A 15,507-nucleotide genomic window follows, 5' to 3' on the forward strand; every position below is an offset into this window, starting at 1 on the left:
CGGCCCCCGGCGGCCACGGCCGCGCCGGCCCGGGTCGCGGCGAAGGCGGGTGAACGCCAGCACCTCAAGCCGCGCGAGCGCCGCAGGCTGCGTGACGTCCACTGGTCGGTCCCATGGTGGGCCGCGCTCATGAGCGTCCTCGCCGGGCTCCTGTCCGTTCCCGTCGTGGTATGTCCGCAACGCGAACTCTCAGCGGGCCTACGTCCACGTCCTGCAGCGCCCTGCCTGACGATGTCGCCGTTCCCACCTACCCGGGCTCCGTCAGGGGGCTCCGGCGCGGGATCACGCCCTGCACCTGATCGAGCGCACGTATCCGTCCTGCGGCGTGCTCACTTCACCGGCAGGCCCGTCACCGCGCGGCCGATGATGAGCCGCTGGATCTCCGACGTCCCCTCGAAGATGGTGTAGATCTTGGCGTCGCGGTGGAAGCGCTCCACCGGGTGCTCCCGCGTGTACCCCGCTCCGCCGAGGATCTGGATGGCCTGCTCCGTCACCCACACCGCCGTCTCCCCGGCGACCAGCTTCGACATCGAGCCCTCCGCCTGCTCGAAGCGCTTGCCGTTGCGGGCCATCCAGGCGGCGCGCCAGGTGAGCAGGCGGGCGGTGTCCACCCGGGTCGCCATCTCCGCCAGCAGGAACGCGATGGCCTGGTTCTCGCCGATCCGGCGGCCGAACTGCTCGCGTTCGCGGGCGTAGTCGCGGGCGTACTCGAAGGCGGCGCGGGCGATGCCGACCGCCATCGCGGCCACCGACGGGCGGGTCGTCTCGAACGTGCGCATCGCCGCCTGCTCGCCGGCGCGCTCCCCGGCGCGGACGCGGGCCAGCCGGGCGTCGAGCTTCTCCTTGCCGCCCAGCAGGCACGAGCCGGGCACGCGGACGCCGTCGAGCACCACCTCGGCCGTGTGGGAGGCGCGGATGCCGTGCTTCCTGAACTTCTGTCCCATGGACAGGCCGGGCGTGCCCGGCGGGACCACGAAGGTGGCCTGGCCACGGGTGCCGAGCTCGGGGTCCACCGAGGCGACCACCACGTGCACCTCGGCGATGCCGCCGTTGGTGGCCCACGTCTTGACGCCGTCGAGCACCCAGTCGCCCCGGTCGTACACGGCGCGGGTGCGGATGGCGCCGACGTCGGAGCCGGCGTCGGGCTCGGAGGCGCAGAAGGCGCCCAGCTTGACGTCGTCGGGCGTGCCGAACATCTGCGGCAGCCACTCGCCCATCTGCTCGGGCGTGCCGTTGGCGGCCAGCGCCGCGGCGGCCAGGCCCGTGCCGACGATGGACAGGCCGATGCCGGCGTCGCCCCAGAAGATCTCCTCGAACGCCACGGGCAGCGCCAGCCCGCTCTCCTCGAACCACTGCGTGGAGAAGAAGTCGAGGGAGTACAGCCCGATCTTGGCGGCCTCCTGGATGATCGGCCAGGGGGTCTCCTCGCGTTCGTCCCACTCGGCTCCGGCGGGACGGATGACGTCGCGGGCGAACGCGCGCACCCAGTCGCGCACCTCGATGACGTCGTCGCCGAGCTCCAGACCGAACCCGCTCATACACGCTCCCTGAGAAGAGACCCGCCCTGAGGTACCCGAGAGGAGGCCGGGCCACACCCTACCGGCGGGTAGCCCATCCGGGCCAGAACCCTACCGGCCAGTAGGCGCTGCGGCCAGAGCCTCTGGCGGCCACGGGCTCCTAGCGGCCGGTGGCCCGCCCCGGCCGGGGCGCCCGCACGGTGCTCATCGGCGGGCGCTCGGCGATGGACACGTCCTGGACGACCACCTCGTGGCCGTGCTCGCCCCGCCGGAACTGCGTCAGCCGCGAGCCGGGCCGGTGGACCGCCTGGATCTTGCCCTGGCGCTCCAGCCGGGACCAGGCGGCCAGCATGATCTGCGCCGCCATCGCCCCGAGCGCCTCGGTGGACTGGTGCGAGTGCTCGCGCACCCCCAGGTCCACCTGCGCCAGCGCGTCGAGCCCGGCCAGTTCCGCGAGGTCGACGAGCAGCCCCAGCTCCACCCCGTAGCCGGTGATGAACGGCACCCGCTCCAGCGCCGAGCGCCGCCCCGCGTACTCGCCCGCCAGCGGCTGCACGAAACCGGACAGCTGCGGCCAGTGCAGGTTGATGAGCGGCCGGGCGACCAGCTCGGTGACGCGCCCGCCGCCGGTCGGCGACCCGCCGAGCGGCCGGTCGTAGCAGCCCTTGACGTAGACGACGCCGGGGTCGGACAGCAGCGGCCCGAGCAGGCCGGTCACCAGCTCGGACCGGAAGTTGCGGATGTCGGCGTCGACGAAGGCGAGGATGTCGCCCTCGGTGACGGCCAGCGACTTCCACAGCGCCTCGCCCTTGCCGCCGAGCGGTTCGAGGTGCGGCAGGATGTCGTCCTGCGCGTGGACGCGGGCGCCGGCCCGGGCCGCGACGGCGGCGGTGTCGTCGGTGGAGCGCGAGTCGATGACGACGACCTCGTCCACCAGGGCGGCCAGCTCGCCGCGGATCACCCGGACGATGTCGCCCACGGTCTCGCGCTCGTCGCGCGCCGGCAGCACCACGCTGACCGTGGTGTCGCCCTTGGCCTCGGCCAGCGCGCGCGCCGGCCAGTCAGCGGCCCGTGAGCTGCGGCGGCGCGTCCAGGCGCGCACCTCAGCAGGCACACAGTCCTCCCCCGTCCACCCCATGGCCCCAAGCTTAGGGTGCGCCGTTCCGCGCCCCTCCACCGCCCGGCTCCAGGGCAGGTCAGGCGGTGATGGCGTGCCGTTCGAGGAAGGTGTAGACGTCGGCCTCGTCCACGCCGGGGAACGAGCCGGGCGGCAGCGCCGCCAGCACGTGCGAATTGGCGCGGGCCGACGGCCAGGCGTACCCCTCCCAGCGCTCGGCCAGGTCGGCGGGCGGACGGCGGCAGCAGTCGCCGCTCGGGCAGTTGCTGCGGGTGCGATGCGTGGTCTCCCGGCCGCGGAACCAGCGCGACTCCCGGAACGGCACGCCGAGGGTGATCGCGAAGTCCCGCTCCCGCGACGGGTCGACGTGCGCGACGCAGAAGTACGTGCCGGTCGGCGAGTCGGAGTACTGGTAGTAGACGGAGAAGCGGTCCGGCGAGGCGAACACCTGGCGTCCCGACCACTGCAGGCACATCCGCTGGCCCTCGATCGCGCCCTGCTCGTCGGCGGGGAAGACGATGCCGTCGTTCTCGTACGCCTTGTAGATCGTGCCTCCGGCGTCGTTGCGCACGAAGTGGCAGACCAGGTCGAGGTGGTGGGTGGCCAGGTTGGTGAAGCGGTGGGCGGCCATCTCGTACGACACGGCGAACACGTCGCGCAGGTCCTCCACCGACAGCGCCCGGTCGGCCTTGGCCTCCTGCAGGTAGACGGCGGCGGCCTTCTCGGGGACGAGCACGGCCGCGGCGAAGTAGTTGGCCTCGGTGCGCTGGCGCAGGAAGTCGGCGAAGTCACGCGGCTTGCCGTGGCCGAGGGCGAGGTGGCCGAGCGTCTGGAGCAGGATCGTGCGCGGAGTGTGCATGCCGAGCTGCTCGTGCTTGACGTAGATGCGGCGGTTGCGCAGGTCGGTGATGGAGCGTACGGACCGGGGCAGGTCCTGGGCGGTGTGCACGGTGTAGCCGAAGTGCGTCACCAGGCTCTGGATCATGCTCTGGGACAGGGCGCCGGTGCGGTAGCCGACGGCGGCCAGCGCCTCGCCGGCGGCCTTCTCGATCTCGGGGAAGTAGTTGCCCAGCTCGCGCTGGCGGCGGCGCAGCTCGGCGTTGGCGGCCCTGGCCTCCTCGGGGGTGGCCGTGCCGCGGGCCTGGCGCGCGCGCAGCTCGCCGTACAGGCCGAGGATGTGCTCCAGCACGTCGTTGGGGACGCGTGCGGAGACCTTGAGCTTGGGCAGGCCGAGCGCGGCGTAGATGGGGTCGCGCTGGGCCTCCTCCAGGGCGATCTCCAGCTGGGCCCGGCGGTTGGGCGGCTGGCGGCGCAGCAGCTCCTCGACGGGCACGCCGAGCGCGGCGGCCAGCGCCTTGAGCAGGGACAGCTTGGGCTCGCGCTTGCCGTTCTCCAGCAGCGAGAGCTGGCTGGGGGCCCTGCTGACGCGCGCGCCGAGGTCCGACAAGGTCAGGCCGCGCTGTTTGCGCAGGTGACGCAGGCGCTGGCCGAAGGCGAGGAGATCCAGCTCCTGCGTCAAAAGCAGCGGTTCTTCCCCTATCAAGGACGCCATGTCGGCATCTTAGACAGAATTTCTGCCCATTTTCTAGCAGCCGGGCGATCTTCCGGACACCGGCCGCTCGGCCGCGCGTGCGCACCCGATTGGTCTAGTCCAACGGGAAAAGTCGTGATTTCTTCTGTCCCGAATACCCATCAGTAATCAGCAATACGTGAAATTTCGCGATTTTTCTGACGCATCCGGCCTGTCGATCAAGCGTTTCCGGGGCACAGACTCGACACAGGCCCCAGGGGACGACAAAGGAGTGGAAACATGAACGATCGCCTCAAGGGAGCTGCGGAGCAGCTGCGCGAAGAGTGGGAGAACGACCCTCGGTGGGAGGGCGTCGAGCGGACCTACAGCGCCGAGGACGTGATCCGGCTGCGGGGCAGCGTCCAGGAGGAGCACACCCTCGCCCGGCTCGGCGCCGAGAAGCTGTGGCGGCTGCTGCACACCGAGGACTACGTGCACGCGCTCGGCGCGCTGACCGGCAACCAGGCCGTCCAGCAGGTGCGCGCCGGACTGAAGGCCATCTACCTGTCCGGCTGGCAGGTCGCCGCCGACGCCAACCTCGGCGGGCACACCTACCCCGACCAGAGCCTGTACCCGGCCAACTCGGTGCCCGCCGTCGTGCGGCGCATCAACAACGCCCTGCTGCGCGCCGACCAGATCTCCTGGTCCGAGGGCGAGCAGCGGGACTGGCTGGCGCCCATCGTGGCCGACGCCGAGGCCGGCTTCGGCGGCGTGCTGAACGCCTTCGAGCTGATGAAGGGCATGATCGCCGCCGGCGCGGCGGGCGTGCACTGGGAGGACCAGCTCGCCTCCGAGAAGAAGTGCGGCCACCTCGGCGGCAAGGTGCTGATCCCGACCGGCCAGCACGTCAAGACGCTCAACGCCGCCCGGCTCGCCGCCGACGTGGCCGGAGTCCCGTCCCTGATCATCGCGCGGACCGACGCCCAGGCCGCGACGCTCCTGACCAGCGACGTGGACCCCCGCGACCAGCGCTTCACCACCGGCGAGCGCACGCCGGAGGGCTTCTACCGGGTGCGCAACGGCGTCCAGGCGTGCATCGCCCGCGGCCTGGCCTACGCGCCGCACTCCGACCTGCTGTGGATGGAGACCGGCACGCCCGACCTCGACGTCGCCCGCGAGTTCGCCGAGGCGATCAAGGCCGAATACCCGGACCAGATGCTCGCCTACAACTGCTCGCCGTCGTTCAACTGGAAGAAGCACCTCGACGACTCCACGATCGCCAAGTTCCAGAAGGAACTGGGCCACATGGGGTACAAGTTCCAGTTCATCACGCTGGCCGGCTTCCACTCGCTCAACTACTCGATGTTCGACCTCGCCCAGGGGTACGCCCACCACGGCATGAGCGCGTACGTGGACCTCCAGGAGGCCGAGTTCGCCGCCGAGGCCCGCGGCTACACCGCCACCCGGCACCAGCGCGAGGTCGGCACCGGCTACTTCGACCTGGTCAGCACGGCGGTCGCGCCCGACTCCTCGACGACCGCGCTCAAGGGCTCGACGGAAGAGGAGCAGTTCGCCGCGGCCCACTGACCGTCCAGGGGCCTCCTGACTCGCCGGCCACCTCCAGGGCATGGGAGGGTTCCCCGGCGACCAAGGGCCGCGCCGATCTCCCCCCGGATCGGCGCGGCCCTTTCGCGTGCCCGATCTTCCGCGCGGAACCGTGCAACAGTTTCCGCACCTGATGTCTCTGGGAGGTGACCAAGACGACGAAGGGCTGACGCACGTGGACCGAGACCCCCGTTTCGCGGAGTTCGTCGCCGAACGCGGCGACGCGCTGCTGCGGTACGGATACGTGCTCGCCGGGAACCCGCACGACGCCGCCGACCTGGTGCAGGAGGCGCTGGTCAAGCTGCGCGCCTCCTGGGCGCGGGTACGGCTGAAGGACAACCCGGAGAGTTACGCGCGCACGACGATGGCCAGGCTGCACCTTCGCGCCTGGCGCCGGCGCCGGCGCGAGCAGCTGGCCTGGGACCCGCCCGAACGCGCGCACCACGACACGCTGCCCGACGGGGACGAGCAGCGGCTGTGGCACGCGCTGGCCGGACTGCCGCGCCGGCAGCGGGCGGTGATCGTGCTGCGCTACTACGAGCAGCTCACCGACGAGGAGATCGCCCGCGTGCTGGGCGTCTCGCGCGGCACCGTGCGCAGCCAGGCCGCCCGCGCCCTGGCCAAGCTCCGCGACTCCGTGCCCGCGGAATCCGCCGTCCCCACCACCCGAGGAGAGGCGCGATGAGCCAGCTCGAGGAAGCCCTGCGCAGGACGCTCGCCGGCGCGGCCGGGCAGGCCCCGCAGGCGCCGGCCACGCTGACCGGCACGGTCGAGGCCCGCTACCGCAGGCGCCGCAACCGGACCCGGGCGATGCTGGCCACGGCGGCGGTCGTGGCTGTCTTGGGCGGGACGGCGTTCGCGCTGAAGGACGGGACGCCGCGGGCGATGCCCGCCGCCCCGCCCACGGCGACACTTCCGCCCGCCATCGAGAAGGTGTGGCCGCAGGCGATCCACGACCTGCCGGCCACGCTGCCGGACGGGCGCGCGTTCCGGCCGTACCAGTTCATCGACGACCGGACGCTCCTGGTGACGCCGGAGGACAGGACCAAGCTGCCGGACGCCGTCTACGCCTACGACGTCAGGGCCGGGGACGCCCGGAAGATCACCGACCTGCCGAAGGAGACAGCGCTGTTCCCTGAGGGCCTGGTGGCGGGTGGCGGCCGGGTGATGTGGTGGACGGTGCCGGGGAACGGCCGGGGGCAGCTCTGGTCGGCTCCCTTGTCGGGCGGCCCGGCCCGCGTCGTGGCCGGCCTCCCCATGGACGACGGGGGCGTCGACGCCATGGCCGTGGCCGGCGACCGGATCGTGTTCTCGGTGCAGGAGGGCGGGGTGTTCACCGTTCCTTTGCGGGGCGGGACGGTGAAACCCGTCAAGGGCGGTGCGGACAGTCACCTGCTGGCATGGCCGTGGATCGGCCGGCCCGGCATGGCCAGCGCCAAGGGCGAGCCGATGTTCGGCACCATCCGCAACGTGCAGACCGGCGAGACCGACACGGCGTTCACCCGGCCGGGGGACGAGTCGATCCGGTGCGGTCTGGAGGTCTGCGCCGGCTGGACCGTCCGCGGCGGGTTCACGCGGCTGCGTGACGGCTCGCAGGAGCGGCCGGACCCGTGCGCGGACCGACCGCAGACGGTGACGCCCGGCCGGTTCTGCGCCGAGCTGGTGAAGGGGAGCGGACAGGCGCTGGAAGTTCTGCGCGACAGGAGGACCGGCAGGTCCGCCGTCCTGGGGATCGCGCGCTCCTCCATGCTCGGCCTCGTGCCCAACATGGGGCAGAGACTGATGCACTACACCGTCCAGGGCCGGATGCGTCTCGTGGACCTCACCAAGATCCCGTGACCGGATGCCGGGGAGGCGATCAGCCCAGGGCGGCCGCCTCCTCGGCCTCGATCTGCCGGTTCCACTCCTTCTTGACCGCCCGCCACGCCTCGTCGTCCACGCCGGAGCGCCAGTAGCCGGAGATGGACAGCCGCTCCAGCGGCACCCGCCGCTCGATGCGCAGGTGGTGGCGCAGCCGCCGGACGAAGCCCGCCTCGCCGTGGACGAACGCGTGCACGTCGCCCTCCGGGAACTCCAGCCGGCACACCGCCTCGACCAGCGCCTCGCCGACCGGGCGGCCGCCGCGGTGCAGCCAGGTCACGCGGGCGTCGGCCACCGTCTCGATCTTCTGCTCCTCGTCCGGCCCCTCCACCTCGACCAGCACGTACGCCAGGGCGCCCGCGGGCAGCGCCTCGACCGAGGCGAGGATCGCGGGCAGCGCGCTCTCGTCGCCGGCGAGCAGGTGCCAGCCGGCCGCCGCGTCGGGGGCGTAGCCGCCGCCGGGCCCCAGCATGAGCAGCTCGTCGCCGGGCACGGCGCGGGCCGCCCATGGGCCGGCCAGGCCCTTGTCGCCGTGGTGGACGAAGTCGATGGTCAGCTCGCCCGCGTCCGGGTCCCAGGCGCGCACGGTGTAGCTGCGCAGCCGGGGCCACAGCTCCCGGGGCATGCTCGCACGGACGTTCTGGACGCTGAACGGCTCGGGATACTCGACGCCCTCGTGCGGGAAGACCAGCTTGACGTAGTGGTCGGTGAGCCCGGAGGTGGCGAAGTCGCGCAGGTCGTCACCGCCCACCACGACGCGGATCATGTGCGGGGTGAGCCGCTCCGTGCGCAGGACGACGCCGCGATGGTGGTCTCTCGGCTTGCCGGACATACACCTACCCTTCCGCTCTTACTTAGGTAACCCTAACCCATACCCGACCGGCGGCGTCACAGTCCGGAGGTGCGGGGGTCAGGCGGCGGCGCCGGCGTCCTCGGCCGGCGGGTTCTCCTCCAGGGCGCCCACCGCCGCCAGGAACTCGCCCATGTGCCGGAACGCCGTCCGCGCCTCCGGCACCACGTCCGCCAGGATCGGGAAGCAGTGCGGCATCCGCCGCCACTCCTCGTAGCGCACCGGCACCCCGGCCCGCCGCGCCCGGACGGCGACCCGGCGGGCCTCGTCCCGCAGCACCTCCGTCGAACCCGTCAGGATCATCAGCGGCGGCAGCCCCGAGAAGTCACCGAGCACCGGCGACACCAGCGGGTCGCAGGGGTCCAGGCCGGCGGTCCAGCGGCGGGCGAGCCAGCGCACCCGGCCGGCCGGCAGCAACGGGTCCTGCCAGCGGTTGGCGCGGCGGGGGAAGTCGGTCAGGTCGGTCCAGGGTGACAGGCACACGGCCGCGCCGGGCAGCGGCAGCTCCCGGTCGCGCAGCGCCAGGAGGCTGGCCAGCGTGAGGTGCCCGCCGGCGGAGTCGCCCGCGAGGATGACGTCCTCGGCGGCGTACCCCTGATCGAGCAGGCACCGGTACGCGTCCAGCGCGTCGGACAGGGAGTCGGCGAGCGTGTGCACCGGGCCCTGCCGGTAGTCGAGGGCCAGCACCGGCCGCATGGCCACGCGCGACAGCCGCCAGGTGATCGGCCGGTGCGTCGCCGGCGAGCAGGAGAAGTAGCCGCCGCCGTGGAAGTACAGCACGACCTTGCGCTCGTCCAGCCCCTCACCGGCCCGCACCCACTCGCCGCCGCAGGCCGAGAAGCCCGCCGGAGTGATCGTGACGTGGCCCGGCAGGCGCAGCGGGAGCAGGTTGACGACGTCGCCGAGGCGGGCGGCGCAGTCCAGGGCCAGCGCGTGCCGCAGGAACAGGATGGACGCCGGCTTGAGCGTGCCGTGCATCACGCCGATGACCGCGCGCGCCTGCCAGCTGAGGGGATAGTCCGGAGTGACGTCCCTGTCGATGTGCATGTTCGGCCCTCCGAGGAAGTCCCTTCCCCGCGGAACACCGATCTACCAACGAGTAAGAAACTCGTCCCCCACCCGCCCTCCCCGGGCTCTCGATGCCGGGCGGTAAATCCGTTGCCGTCGCCGCGGCGTGCGGACCATAATCCAGGGCTCCCACTGGCCGGCCCGCGCGCGGGCCCGGGCACGGCATGTCACCGTGCCATCACCCTCCGGAGGTGCGTCTCCTTCTCCCTCTACGCCCGGCTCGCCGGGTACGGCTTCCGCAAGCACGCCACCTATGTCGGTGCGGCCCTGGCCGGGGCCTTCACCAACAGCGTCTTCGGCGTGCTGCGCGCCTACATCCTCATCGCGCTCTGGCAGGCCAGGCCCGGCCTGGCCGGCTACGACGTCACCGCCGCCGTCACGTTCTGCTTCGTCACCCAGGCGTTCATCGGGCCGATGCAGCTCCTCGGCGGCGGCCTGACCCTGCCCGAACGCATCCGCACCGGCGACATCGCGCTCGACCTCGTCCGCCCGGCGCCGCTCCAGCTCTGGCTGCTGGCCGAGGACCTCGGCCGGGCCGCCTACCAGCTGCTCCTGCGCGGCCTGCCGCCGATGCTCGCCGGCGCCGCCGTCTTCGGCATCACCGTGCCGCGGGACCCGGCACGCTGGGCCGGCGTCCTCGCCTGCGTCACGGCCGGGGTGGTCGTCAGCTTCGCCTGGCGCTACCTCGTGTGCCTGTCGGTGTGCTGGCTGGCCGACGACCGGGGCGTCATGGTCTGCTCCATGCTGCTGACCACCCTGCTCAGCGGCATGATGGTGCCCCTCACGCTGTTCCCCGGCGCGCTGGGCGAGCTGGTGCGGGCGCTGCCGTGGGCGGCCATGGCGCAGGCGCCCGCCGACGTCTACCTCGGCACCGCCCCCGCCGGTCCCACCCTCGCCTTCCAGGCGGCGTGGGGCGCCGCGCTGCTCGCGCTCGGCGCCCTGGCCACCCGCGCCGTGCGCCACCGGGTGGTGATCCAGGGTGGTTAGGACGTACGCGCTGCTCGCCTGGACGTGGACCCGCGCCGCCATGGCCTACCGCGCCTCGTTCGCGCTCATGGTGGTGCTCGGGGTGTGCGTCACCGCCACCGACGTGGCCGTCATCCTCGTCATCTTCTCCCACACCACGGCGCTGGCCGGCTTCACCCGCGACGAGGTCCTGTTCCTGTACGGCGCGGCCGGCCTGCCGTTCGCGCTCTGCGACCTGCTCGTCAGCAACGTGGACCGGGTCAGCCAGCACATCAGGGCCGGCACCCTGGACACGATGCTGGTGCGCCCGGTCGGCACCTGGATCCAGCTCGCCGCCGACCGCTTCGCCCCCACCCGCGCCGGGCGGGTGCTCCAGGCCGCCGCCGTCCTCGGCTACGCGCTGGCCGTCCTCGACCTGGACGCGGGGAGGCTGTGGATGGTCCCCGTCATGCTGGCCACCGGCACCGTCATCTTCGCCGCGATCTGGACGCTCGGCGGGGCCGCCCAGTTCCTCCTCACCGACGCCCCGGAGGTGATCAACTCCTTCACGTACGGCGGCGGGCAGCTCACCCAGTACCCCCTCAGCGTGTACGGCCGCGACCTCGTGCGCGGGGTCACGTACGTGCTGCCGCTGGCGTTCGTCAACTGGCAGCCCGCCCTGTACGTGCTGGACCGGGACGACCCCTTCGGCACGCCCGGCTTCGTCCGGTTCCTCGGCCCGGTCGCGGCCGCCGTCCTCGCCCTGCTGGCCGGGCTGGCCTGGCGGCAGGGCATCAGGCACTACCGATCCACGGGGAGTTGACCATGATCGAGACAGAGCGGGCCGGGCGCGCCTTCAAGGTGCGGGGCTCCGTCGTCCACGCCGTGCGCGACCTGTCGTTCCGGATCGAGCCGGGCGAGTTCGTCGGCTGCCTCGGCCCGAACGGCGCCGGCAAGTCCACCACGATCAAGATGCTGTGCGGCATCCTCACCCCCACCTCCGGGCGGGTGCGGGTGGCCGGGCTCGACCCGTCGCGGGCGCGGACGGCCCTGGCGCGGCGCATCGGCGTGGTGTTCGGGCAGCGGACGACGCTGTGGTGGGACCTGCCGCTGCGGGACAGCTTCGAGCTGGTCCGGCTCCTTTACAAAGTAGATCGCAAGCTGTTCGCGGCCCGGCTGGACGAGCTGACCGAGGCCCTGGACCTCGGCGGGTTCGCCCGCACGCCGGTGCGGCAGCTCAGCCTGGGCCAGCGGATGCGCGGCGACCTGGCCGCCGCGCTGCTGCACGACCCCGAGGTGCTGGTGCTCGACGAGCCGACCATCGGCCTCGACGTGGTCAGCAAGGCCGGCATCCGGTCGTTCCTGCTGCGGGTCAACGCCGAGCGGGGCACCACCGTGCTGCTGACCACGCACGACCTCGGCGACGTCGAGCGGCTGTGCCGCCGGGTCCTGCTCATCGACCACGGCCGGCTGGCCTTCGACGGCAGCGTCGGCGACCTCATGGCCACCGCTCCCGGGCCGGCCACGATCGAGGAGGTCGTCACCCGCCTCTACACGCGCGGACGGGCCGCCCCGCCCCCGGTCGAACCCGTGTGAGCGCCGTGAGGGCCCGTTCCGGGCCGGGCCCTCAGTCGGTCCGTCAGTAGTAGCCGCCCTGCCGGCTCTCCTCGTACTCGTCGTCGTCGTCATCGTCGTAGCGGCGCGCCCAGCGCGACGGGATCAGCACCGGGATGAACAGCGCCACGCCCAGCAGCGCGAACACCCCCGAGGTGAGCAGCATCCTGGCGCCCTGCCCGGCCTCGCGCACGATCTCGTTCACCGACGGCTCCGCCGGGATGTAGGACAGGGCGCGGTTCATGTCCAGCGCGTACACGACCGTCCAGGCCAGCAGCGCCATCGACGGCAGGAACGTCGCCAGCGGCGAGACCCGTCCCGCCACCACCAGCCCCGTCACCAGGCCCACGGCGGCCATCGCGCCGAGCGCGATCCAGAGCTTCTGGCCCGCGGGCGGCTGCGCGGCGCCCAGCGCCTGCTGGATCGCCCATCCCCCACCCCCGACCAGGGCCGCCGTCACGACCAGGCCGAGCAATAAACCACCCACATGCCGCAACGTACTCACCTCATGTCGACGCAATCGGGATGACCCTAGCGACATCGGACGCGAATCGGCCACGCATTGGCCAGCATCGCACGGCATAATCCGACATCAAGACGGAAAGCGCTTACCACAGCTTTCCCTCCGGAAGGGGAGTCGCCGCATGCCCGAACCCGCGAACGAGGCAACCGTCCGCACCTTCGACGTGCCGCCCGGCCACTACGACGTGACCGTGGTCGTCAGGGGCGGCACCGAGGTGCTGGCCGAGGCGCGGCGGCTCATGGCGCGGGCGTCCCCGGACGGGGGCTGGCACCGCCGTACGTTCACCGTCAACGTCCGCACCCCGGAGGCCCAGCAGAACGGCTGGGACGGCCCGGGGACGCCGGGCCTGACGCTGACCTTCACCGGCGCGACCCCTGAGGTGCGGGACGTCGAGGTGCGGGCCGTCGAGGTGCGGGACGTCGGGAGGGCGCCGGGCGGCCCGGTGGCGCTCTTCCTGGCCGGGGACTCGACCGTCACCGACCAGGCGCACGCCCCGTACACGGGCTGGGGACAGCGGCTGCCCCGCCACTTCGGGCGCGGCCTGTCCGTGGTCAACCACTCGGGCTCCAGCGAGAGCGCCGCGTCCTTCCTCGCCAAGCCGGAGCTGTGGGCCGCGATGGAGCCCCAGGTACGGCCCGGCGACGTGGCGCTCATCCAGTTCGGGCACAACGACAAGCAGGCCACCGCCGCCGCGTACCGGGACAACCTCACCCGGATCACGCGCGGGATCACCGCCAGGGGCGGCACGCCGGTCCTCGTCACGCCGATCGTGCGGCGGCGGTTCGACGGCGCGGCGCTCGGCCCCACCGGGCTGATCGTGAACGAACGCGGCGTGGACCTGCCGGCCGAGATGCGCGCCGTGGCCGCCGCCGAGGGCGTGCCGTTGATCGACCTCACGGACGACAGCCGCCGGCTCGTCGAGGCGCTCGGCCCGCAGGCGGCCGAGGAGCTCTACCTCACCCGGGAGAAGCAGGACGACACGCACACCTCCGAGCACGGCGCCACGATCTTCGCCGACCTGGTCGCGGCCGGCCTCCGCCGCCTCGGCCTCGTCGCCGACCGCTTCTGGGCACCCTGAACCACCGTGCCCTGTGGCCAAAGGCCCTCGCTCCGCCCGGACGCCTTCCGAAGACGCAAGCCGTCAAGTGAGCCGAGGACGGACCGTGAGAAGGCTCGACCGGCGTGAACGGAATCCTGGCGTGAGCACCAGCGGAAATGCCCAGCGGTGAGAATCTTCAAGGGGACTCTTCTGCGCGGCCTCGACGGTCGGCGGGCCGCACCGGCCTGGGCGCTGAAGGACGTCCGGGCGCGGATACAGGACGCCTCGCCGACCGGGTTCGGGGAACGTCGCGCAGATCCGCGGACGCGGATAGCACGCTGAGAGGGCAGAGCCCCCTATGTCGTGACCGGCCCCCGTTCGCGGTTAGGGGGTGCGGCGGGCACCCCCCGTGAGAGCATGGAGGCCGCATGCGCGCTCGCCTTCCCCTCAGACTCGCGCGGACGGCCGTCTTCGCCGCCGTCTGCGTCGTCCTGGCGTCGGTGGCGCACGTGGCGGGCGGCGGGACGGCGCCCGCACCCGGCACGGCGGCCCTCGGGCTCGGCGCGGCCTGCCTCCTGGCGCTCGCGCTGGGCGGCAGGGAGCGGCAGCCGCTGACGATCAATCTCGCGCTGGTCGCCGCGCAGGCCGTCCTGCACGAGCTGTTCGGCGCCGGCGGCCCCACCGGCTACGTCTCCGTCCACCCGCACGGCTCCCCCGCCGGCGGGATGAGCCTGGCCGTCGGCGCCGGAGCGCCCGCCGGCCGGGGCCTCGCGGTCGACGCCGGCATGCTGGCCGCGCACCTGACGGCCACGCTCCTCACCGGCTGGTGGCTGGCGCGCGGCGAGGCCGCGCTGTGGTCGCTGCTGCGCCGCCTCCACGACGGCCTGGGACGCCGCCTCGCACGCGTGCTGCTCGCCGGGGTGTTCCCGGCGACGCCGTCCGCGCGGCAGGCGCCCCCCGTGGTGCGCGTACGCGCCGTTCCCCCCGACCCGGCCCTGCGGCACTGTCTGGCCAGGCGCGGTCCTCCACGTACCGCCTGACCTCTGACATCCCTTTCCCATTCCCCTTTTCACACGTGGAGCTTCGTCATGTCCTTCGCCATGCCCTCCGGGCGGTCCTTCGGCCGTCGTGCCGCGACCATGCTCGCCGCCGTGGCGGCCGTCACCGTGGCCACCGCGCTGCCCGCCCTCGCGCACGTCACGATCAACCCCGCCAGCGCCGAGCAGGGCGGGTTCACCAAGGTCGCGTTCCGGGTGCCGAACGAGCGCGACGACGCCTCGACCGTGCGCGTCGAGGTCACCTTCCCCACCGACCACCCGCTGGCGTTCGTCTCGGTCAAGCCCGTGCCGGGCTGGACGGTCAAGGTCACCGAGAGCAAGCTGCCGACCCCGGTCAAGACCGAGTACGGCGACCTGACCGAGGCCGTCTCCACGGTCGTCTGGTCGGGCGGGAAGATCTCCAAGGGCGAGTTCCAGGAGTTCGAGGTGTCCATGGGCAAGCTGCCCGAGGGCGTCGACCAGCTCGCGTTCCCGACCAAGCAGACGTACTCCGGCGGCGAGGTCGTGAACTGGGCGGACGCCCCCAAGAGCGACGGCACGGAGGCGGAGCACCCGGCTCCGGTGCTCAAGCTCACCCCGGCCGCCGCCAAGTCCGGCGCTCCGGCGGACGGTCACGCGGCCGCCTCACCCGCCGGCGCCCCCTCGGACGCGCCCCGGCTGGTCGCGGCGTCGTCGGCCTCCGACGGCACGGCGCGCCTGCTGGGCGGGGCGGGGCTGCTGGTGGGCGTGATCGGGATCGTGGTCGCGGTCCTGGCCCTGCGCCGCCGCCCCTCCTGACCCGCGCCGGCGCGCTGCCCCCGT

Annotated in this window: 15 protein-coding genes; 9 read left to right on the forward strand and 6 right to left on the reverse strand. The window is 72.9% G+C overall.

Features of this window, described 5'->3' with window-relative positions; translation table 11 throughout:
- Positions 1-329 precede the first annotated feature (329 nt).
- The 3 genes from HT134_RS03070 to HT134_RS03080 form a co-directional block, all read right to left on the reverse strand.
- Positions 330-1,538, reverse strand: a complete 1,209-nt coding sequence (locus HT134_RS03070) for an acyl-CoA dehydrogenase family protein (protein ID WP_175598703.1) — start codon at positions 1,536-1,538, stop codon at positions 330-332.
- A 139-nt stretch (positions 1,539-1,677) separates the two neighbouring features.
- Positions 1,678-2,631 (reverse strand): glucosyl-3-phosphoglycerate synthase, encoded by a 954-nt coding sequence (locus HT134_RS03075; RefSeq protein WP_312887934.1) that lies wholly within the window; start codon positions 2,629-2,631, stop codon positions 1,678-1,680.
- A gap of 82 nt (positions 2,632-2,713) precedes the next feature.
- Positions 2,714-4,186 carry a helix-turn-helix domain-containing protein gene (locus tag HT134_RS03080; protein WP_376768067.1) on the reverse strand — a complete coding sequence of 491 codons (1,473 nt, stop codon included), beginning with the start codon at positions 4,184-4,186 and terminating at the stop codon, positions 2,714-2,716.
- Between the two features lie 258 nt (positions 4,187-4,444).
- Between HT134_RS03080 and aceA the strand changes: the two genes are divergently transcribed.
- From aceA to HT134_RS03095, 3 genes are all read left to right on the forward strand, one after another.
- The gene (gene aceA / locus HT134_RS03085; protein WP_175598705.1) at positions 4,445-5,731 is read left to right on the forward strand and encodes an isocitrate lyase; all 1,287 of its coding nucleotides are present in this window, start codon (positions 4,445-4,447) and stop codon (positions 5,729-5,731) included.
- Positions 5,732-5,924: 193 nt separating this feature from the next.
- The gene (locus HT134_RS03090) at positions 5,925-6,434 is read left to right on the forward strand and encodes a SigE family RNA polymerase sigma factor (protein WP_312887935.1); all 510 of its coding nucleotides are present in this window, start codon (positions 5,925-5,927) and stop codon (positions 6,432-6,434) included.
- Entirely contained in the window at positions 6,431-7,588 is a 1,158-nt protein-coding gene (locus HT134_RS03095; protein ID WP_175598707.1) for a TolB family protein, read from the forward strand. Before HT134_RS03090 ends, HT134_RS03095 begins: the two co-directional genes overlap by 4 nt.
- A gap of 19 nt (positions 7,589-7,607) precedes the next feature.
- Here the strand turns inward: HT134_RS03095 and HT134_RS03100 are convergent, their stop codons facing one another.
- Both HT134_RS03100 and HT134_RS03105 read right to left on the reverse strand, forming a co-directional pair.
- Entirely contained in the window at positions 7,608-8,441 is an 834-nt protein-coding gene (locus tag HT134_RS03100) for a siderophore-interacting protein (RefSeq protein ID WP_175598708.1), read from the reverse strand.
- Between the two features lie 78 nt (positions 8,442-8,519).
- A complete protein-coding gene (locus HT134_RS03105) occupies positions 8,520-9,506 on the reverse strand; it encodes an alpha/beta hydrolase (RefSeq protein ID WP_175598709.1) in 987 nt (328 codons plus the stop codon).
- Between the two features lie 111 nt (positions 9,507-9,617).
- Here HT134_RS03105 and HT134_RS03110 point away from each other — a divergent pair, with 111 nt between their 5' ends.
- From HT134_RS03110 to HT134_RS03120, 3 genes are read left to right on the forward strand one after another with little or no spacing between them, the layout of a single operon-like run.
- Positions 9,618-10,514 (forward strand): ABC transporter permease, encoded by an 897-nt coding sequence (locus tag HT134_RS03110; protein ID WP_246363528.1) that lies wholly within the window; start codon positions 9,618-9,620, stop codon positions 10,512-10,514.
- Complete coding sequence (locus HT134_RS03115; protein WP_312887936.1) at positions 10,507-11,295, forward strand: ABC transporter permease; 789 nt, start codon at positions 10,507-10,509, stop codon at positions 11,293-11,295. The genes HT134_RS03110 and HT134_RS03115 overlap by 8 nt, the downstream gene beginning before the upstream one ends.
- A 2-nt stretch (positions 11,296-11,297) precedes the next feature.
- On the forward strand, positions 11,298-12,068 hold the full coding sequence (locus HT134_RS03120) for an ABC transporter ATP-binding protein (protein WP_175598710.1): 771 nt from the start codon (positions 11,298-11,300) through the stop codon (positions 12,066-12,068).
- Positions 12,069-12,111: 43 nt separating this feature from the next.
- On the opposite strand, the gene HT134_RS03125 is transcribed toward HT134_RS03120, so the two are convergent.
- The gene (locus HT134_RS03125; RefSeq protein WP_312887937.1) at positions 12,112-12,573 is read right to left on the reverse strand and encodes a hypothetical protein; all 462 of its coding nucleotides are present in this window, start codon (positions 12,571-12,573) and stop codon (positions 12,112-12,114) included.
- A gap of 157 nt (positions 12,574-12,730) precedes the next feature.
- Between HT134_RS03125 and HT134_RS03130 the strand changes: the two genes are divergently transcribed.
- From HT134_RS03130 to HT134_RS03140, 3 genes are all read left to right on the forward strand, one after another.
- A complete protein-coding gene (locus HT134_RS03130) occupies positions 12,731-13,687 on the forward strand; it encodes a rhamnogalacturonan acetylesterase (RefSeq protein WP_175598712.1) in 957 nt (318 codons plus the stop codon).
- 389 nt (positions 13,688-14,076) lie between these two features.
- Positions 14,077-14,688: an MFS transporter gene (locus HT134_RS03135; RefSeq protein ID WP_175598713.1), complete on the forward strand. Its 612-nt coding sequence runs from the start codon at positions 14,077-14,079 to the stop codon at positions 14,686-14,688.
- 48 nt (positions 14,689-14,736) lie between these two features.
- Positions 14,737-15,483, forward strand: coding sequence for a YcnI family copper-binding membrane protein (locus tag HT134_RS03140; protein WP_175598714.1), 747 nt, complete (start codon positions 14,737-14,739; stop codon positions 15,481-15,483).
- Positions 15,484-15,507 lie beyond the last annotated feature (24 nt).

The organism is Nonomuraea rhodomycinica, from assembly GCF_013363995.1.
Classification (GTDB): Bacteria; Actinomycetota; Actinomycetes; order Streptosporangiales; family Streptosporangiaceae; genus Nonomuraea; species Nonomuraea rhodomycinica.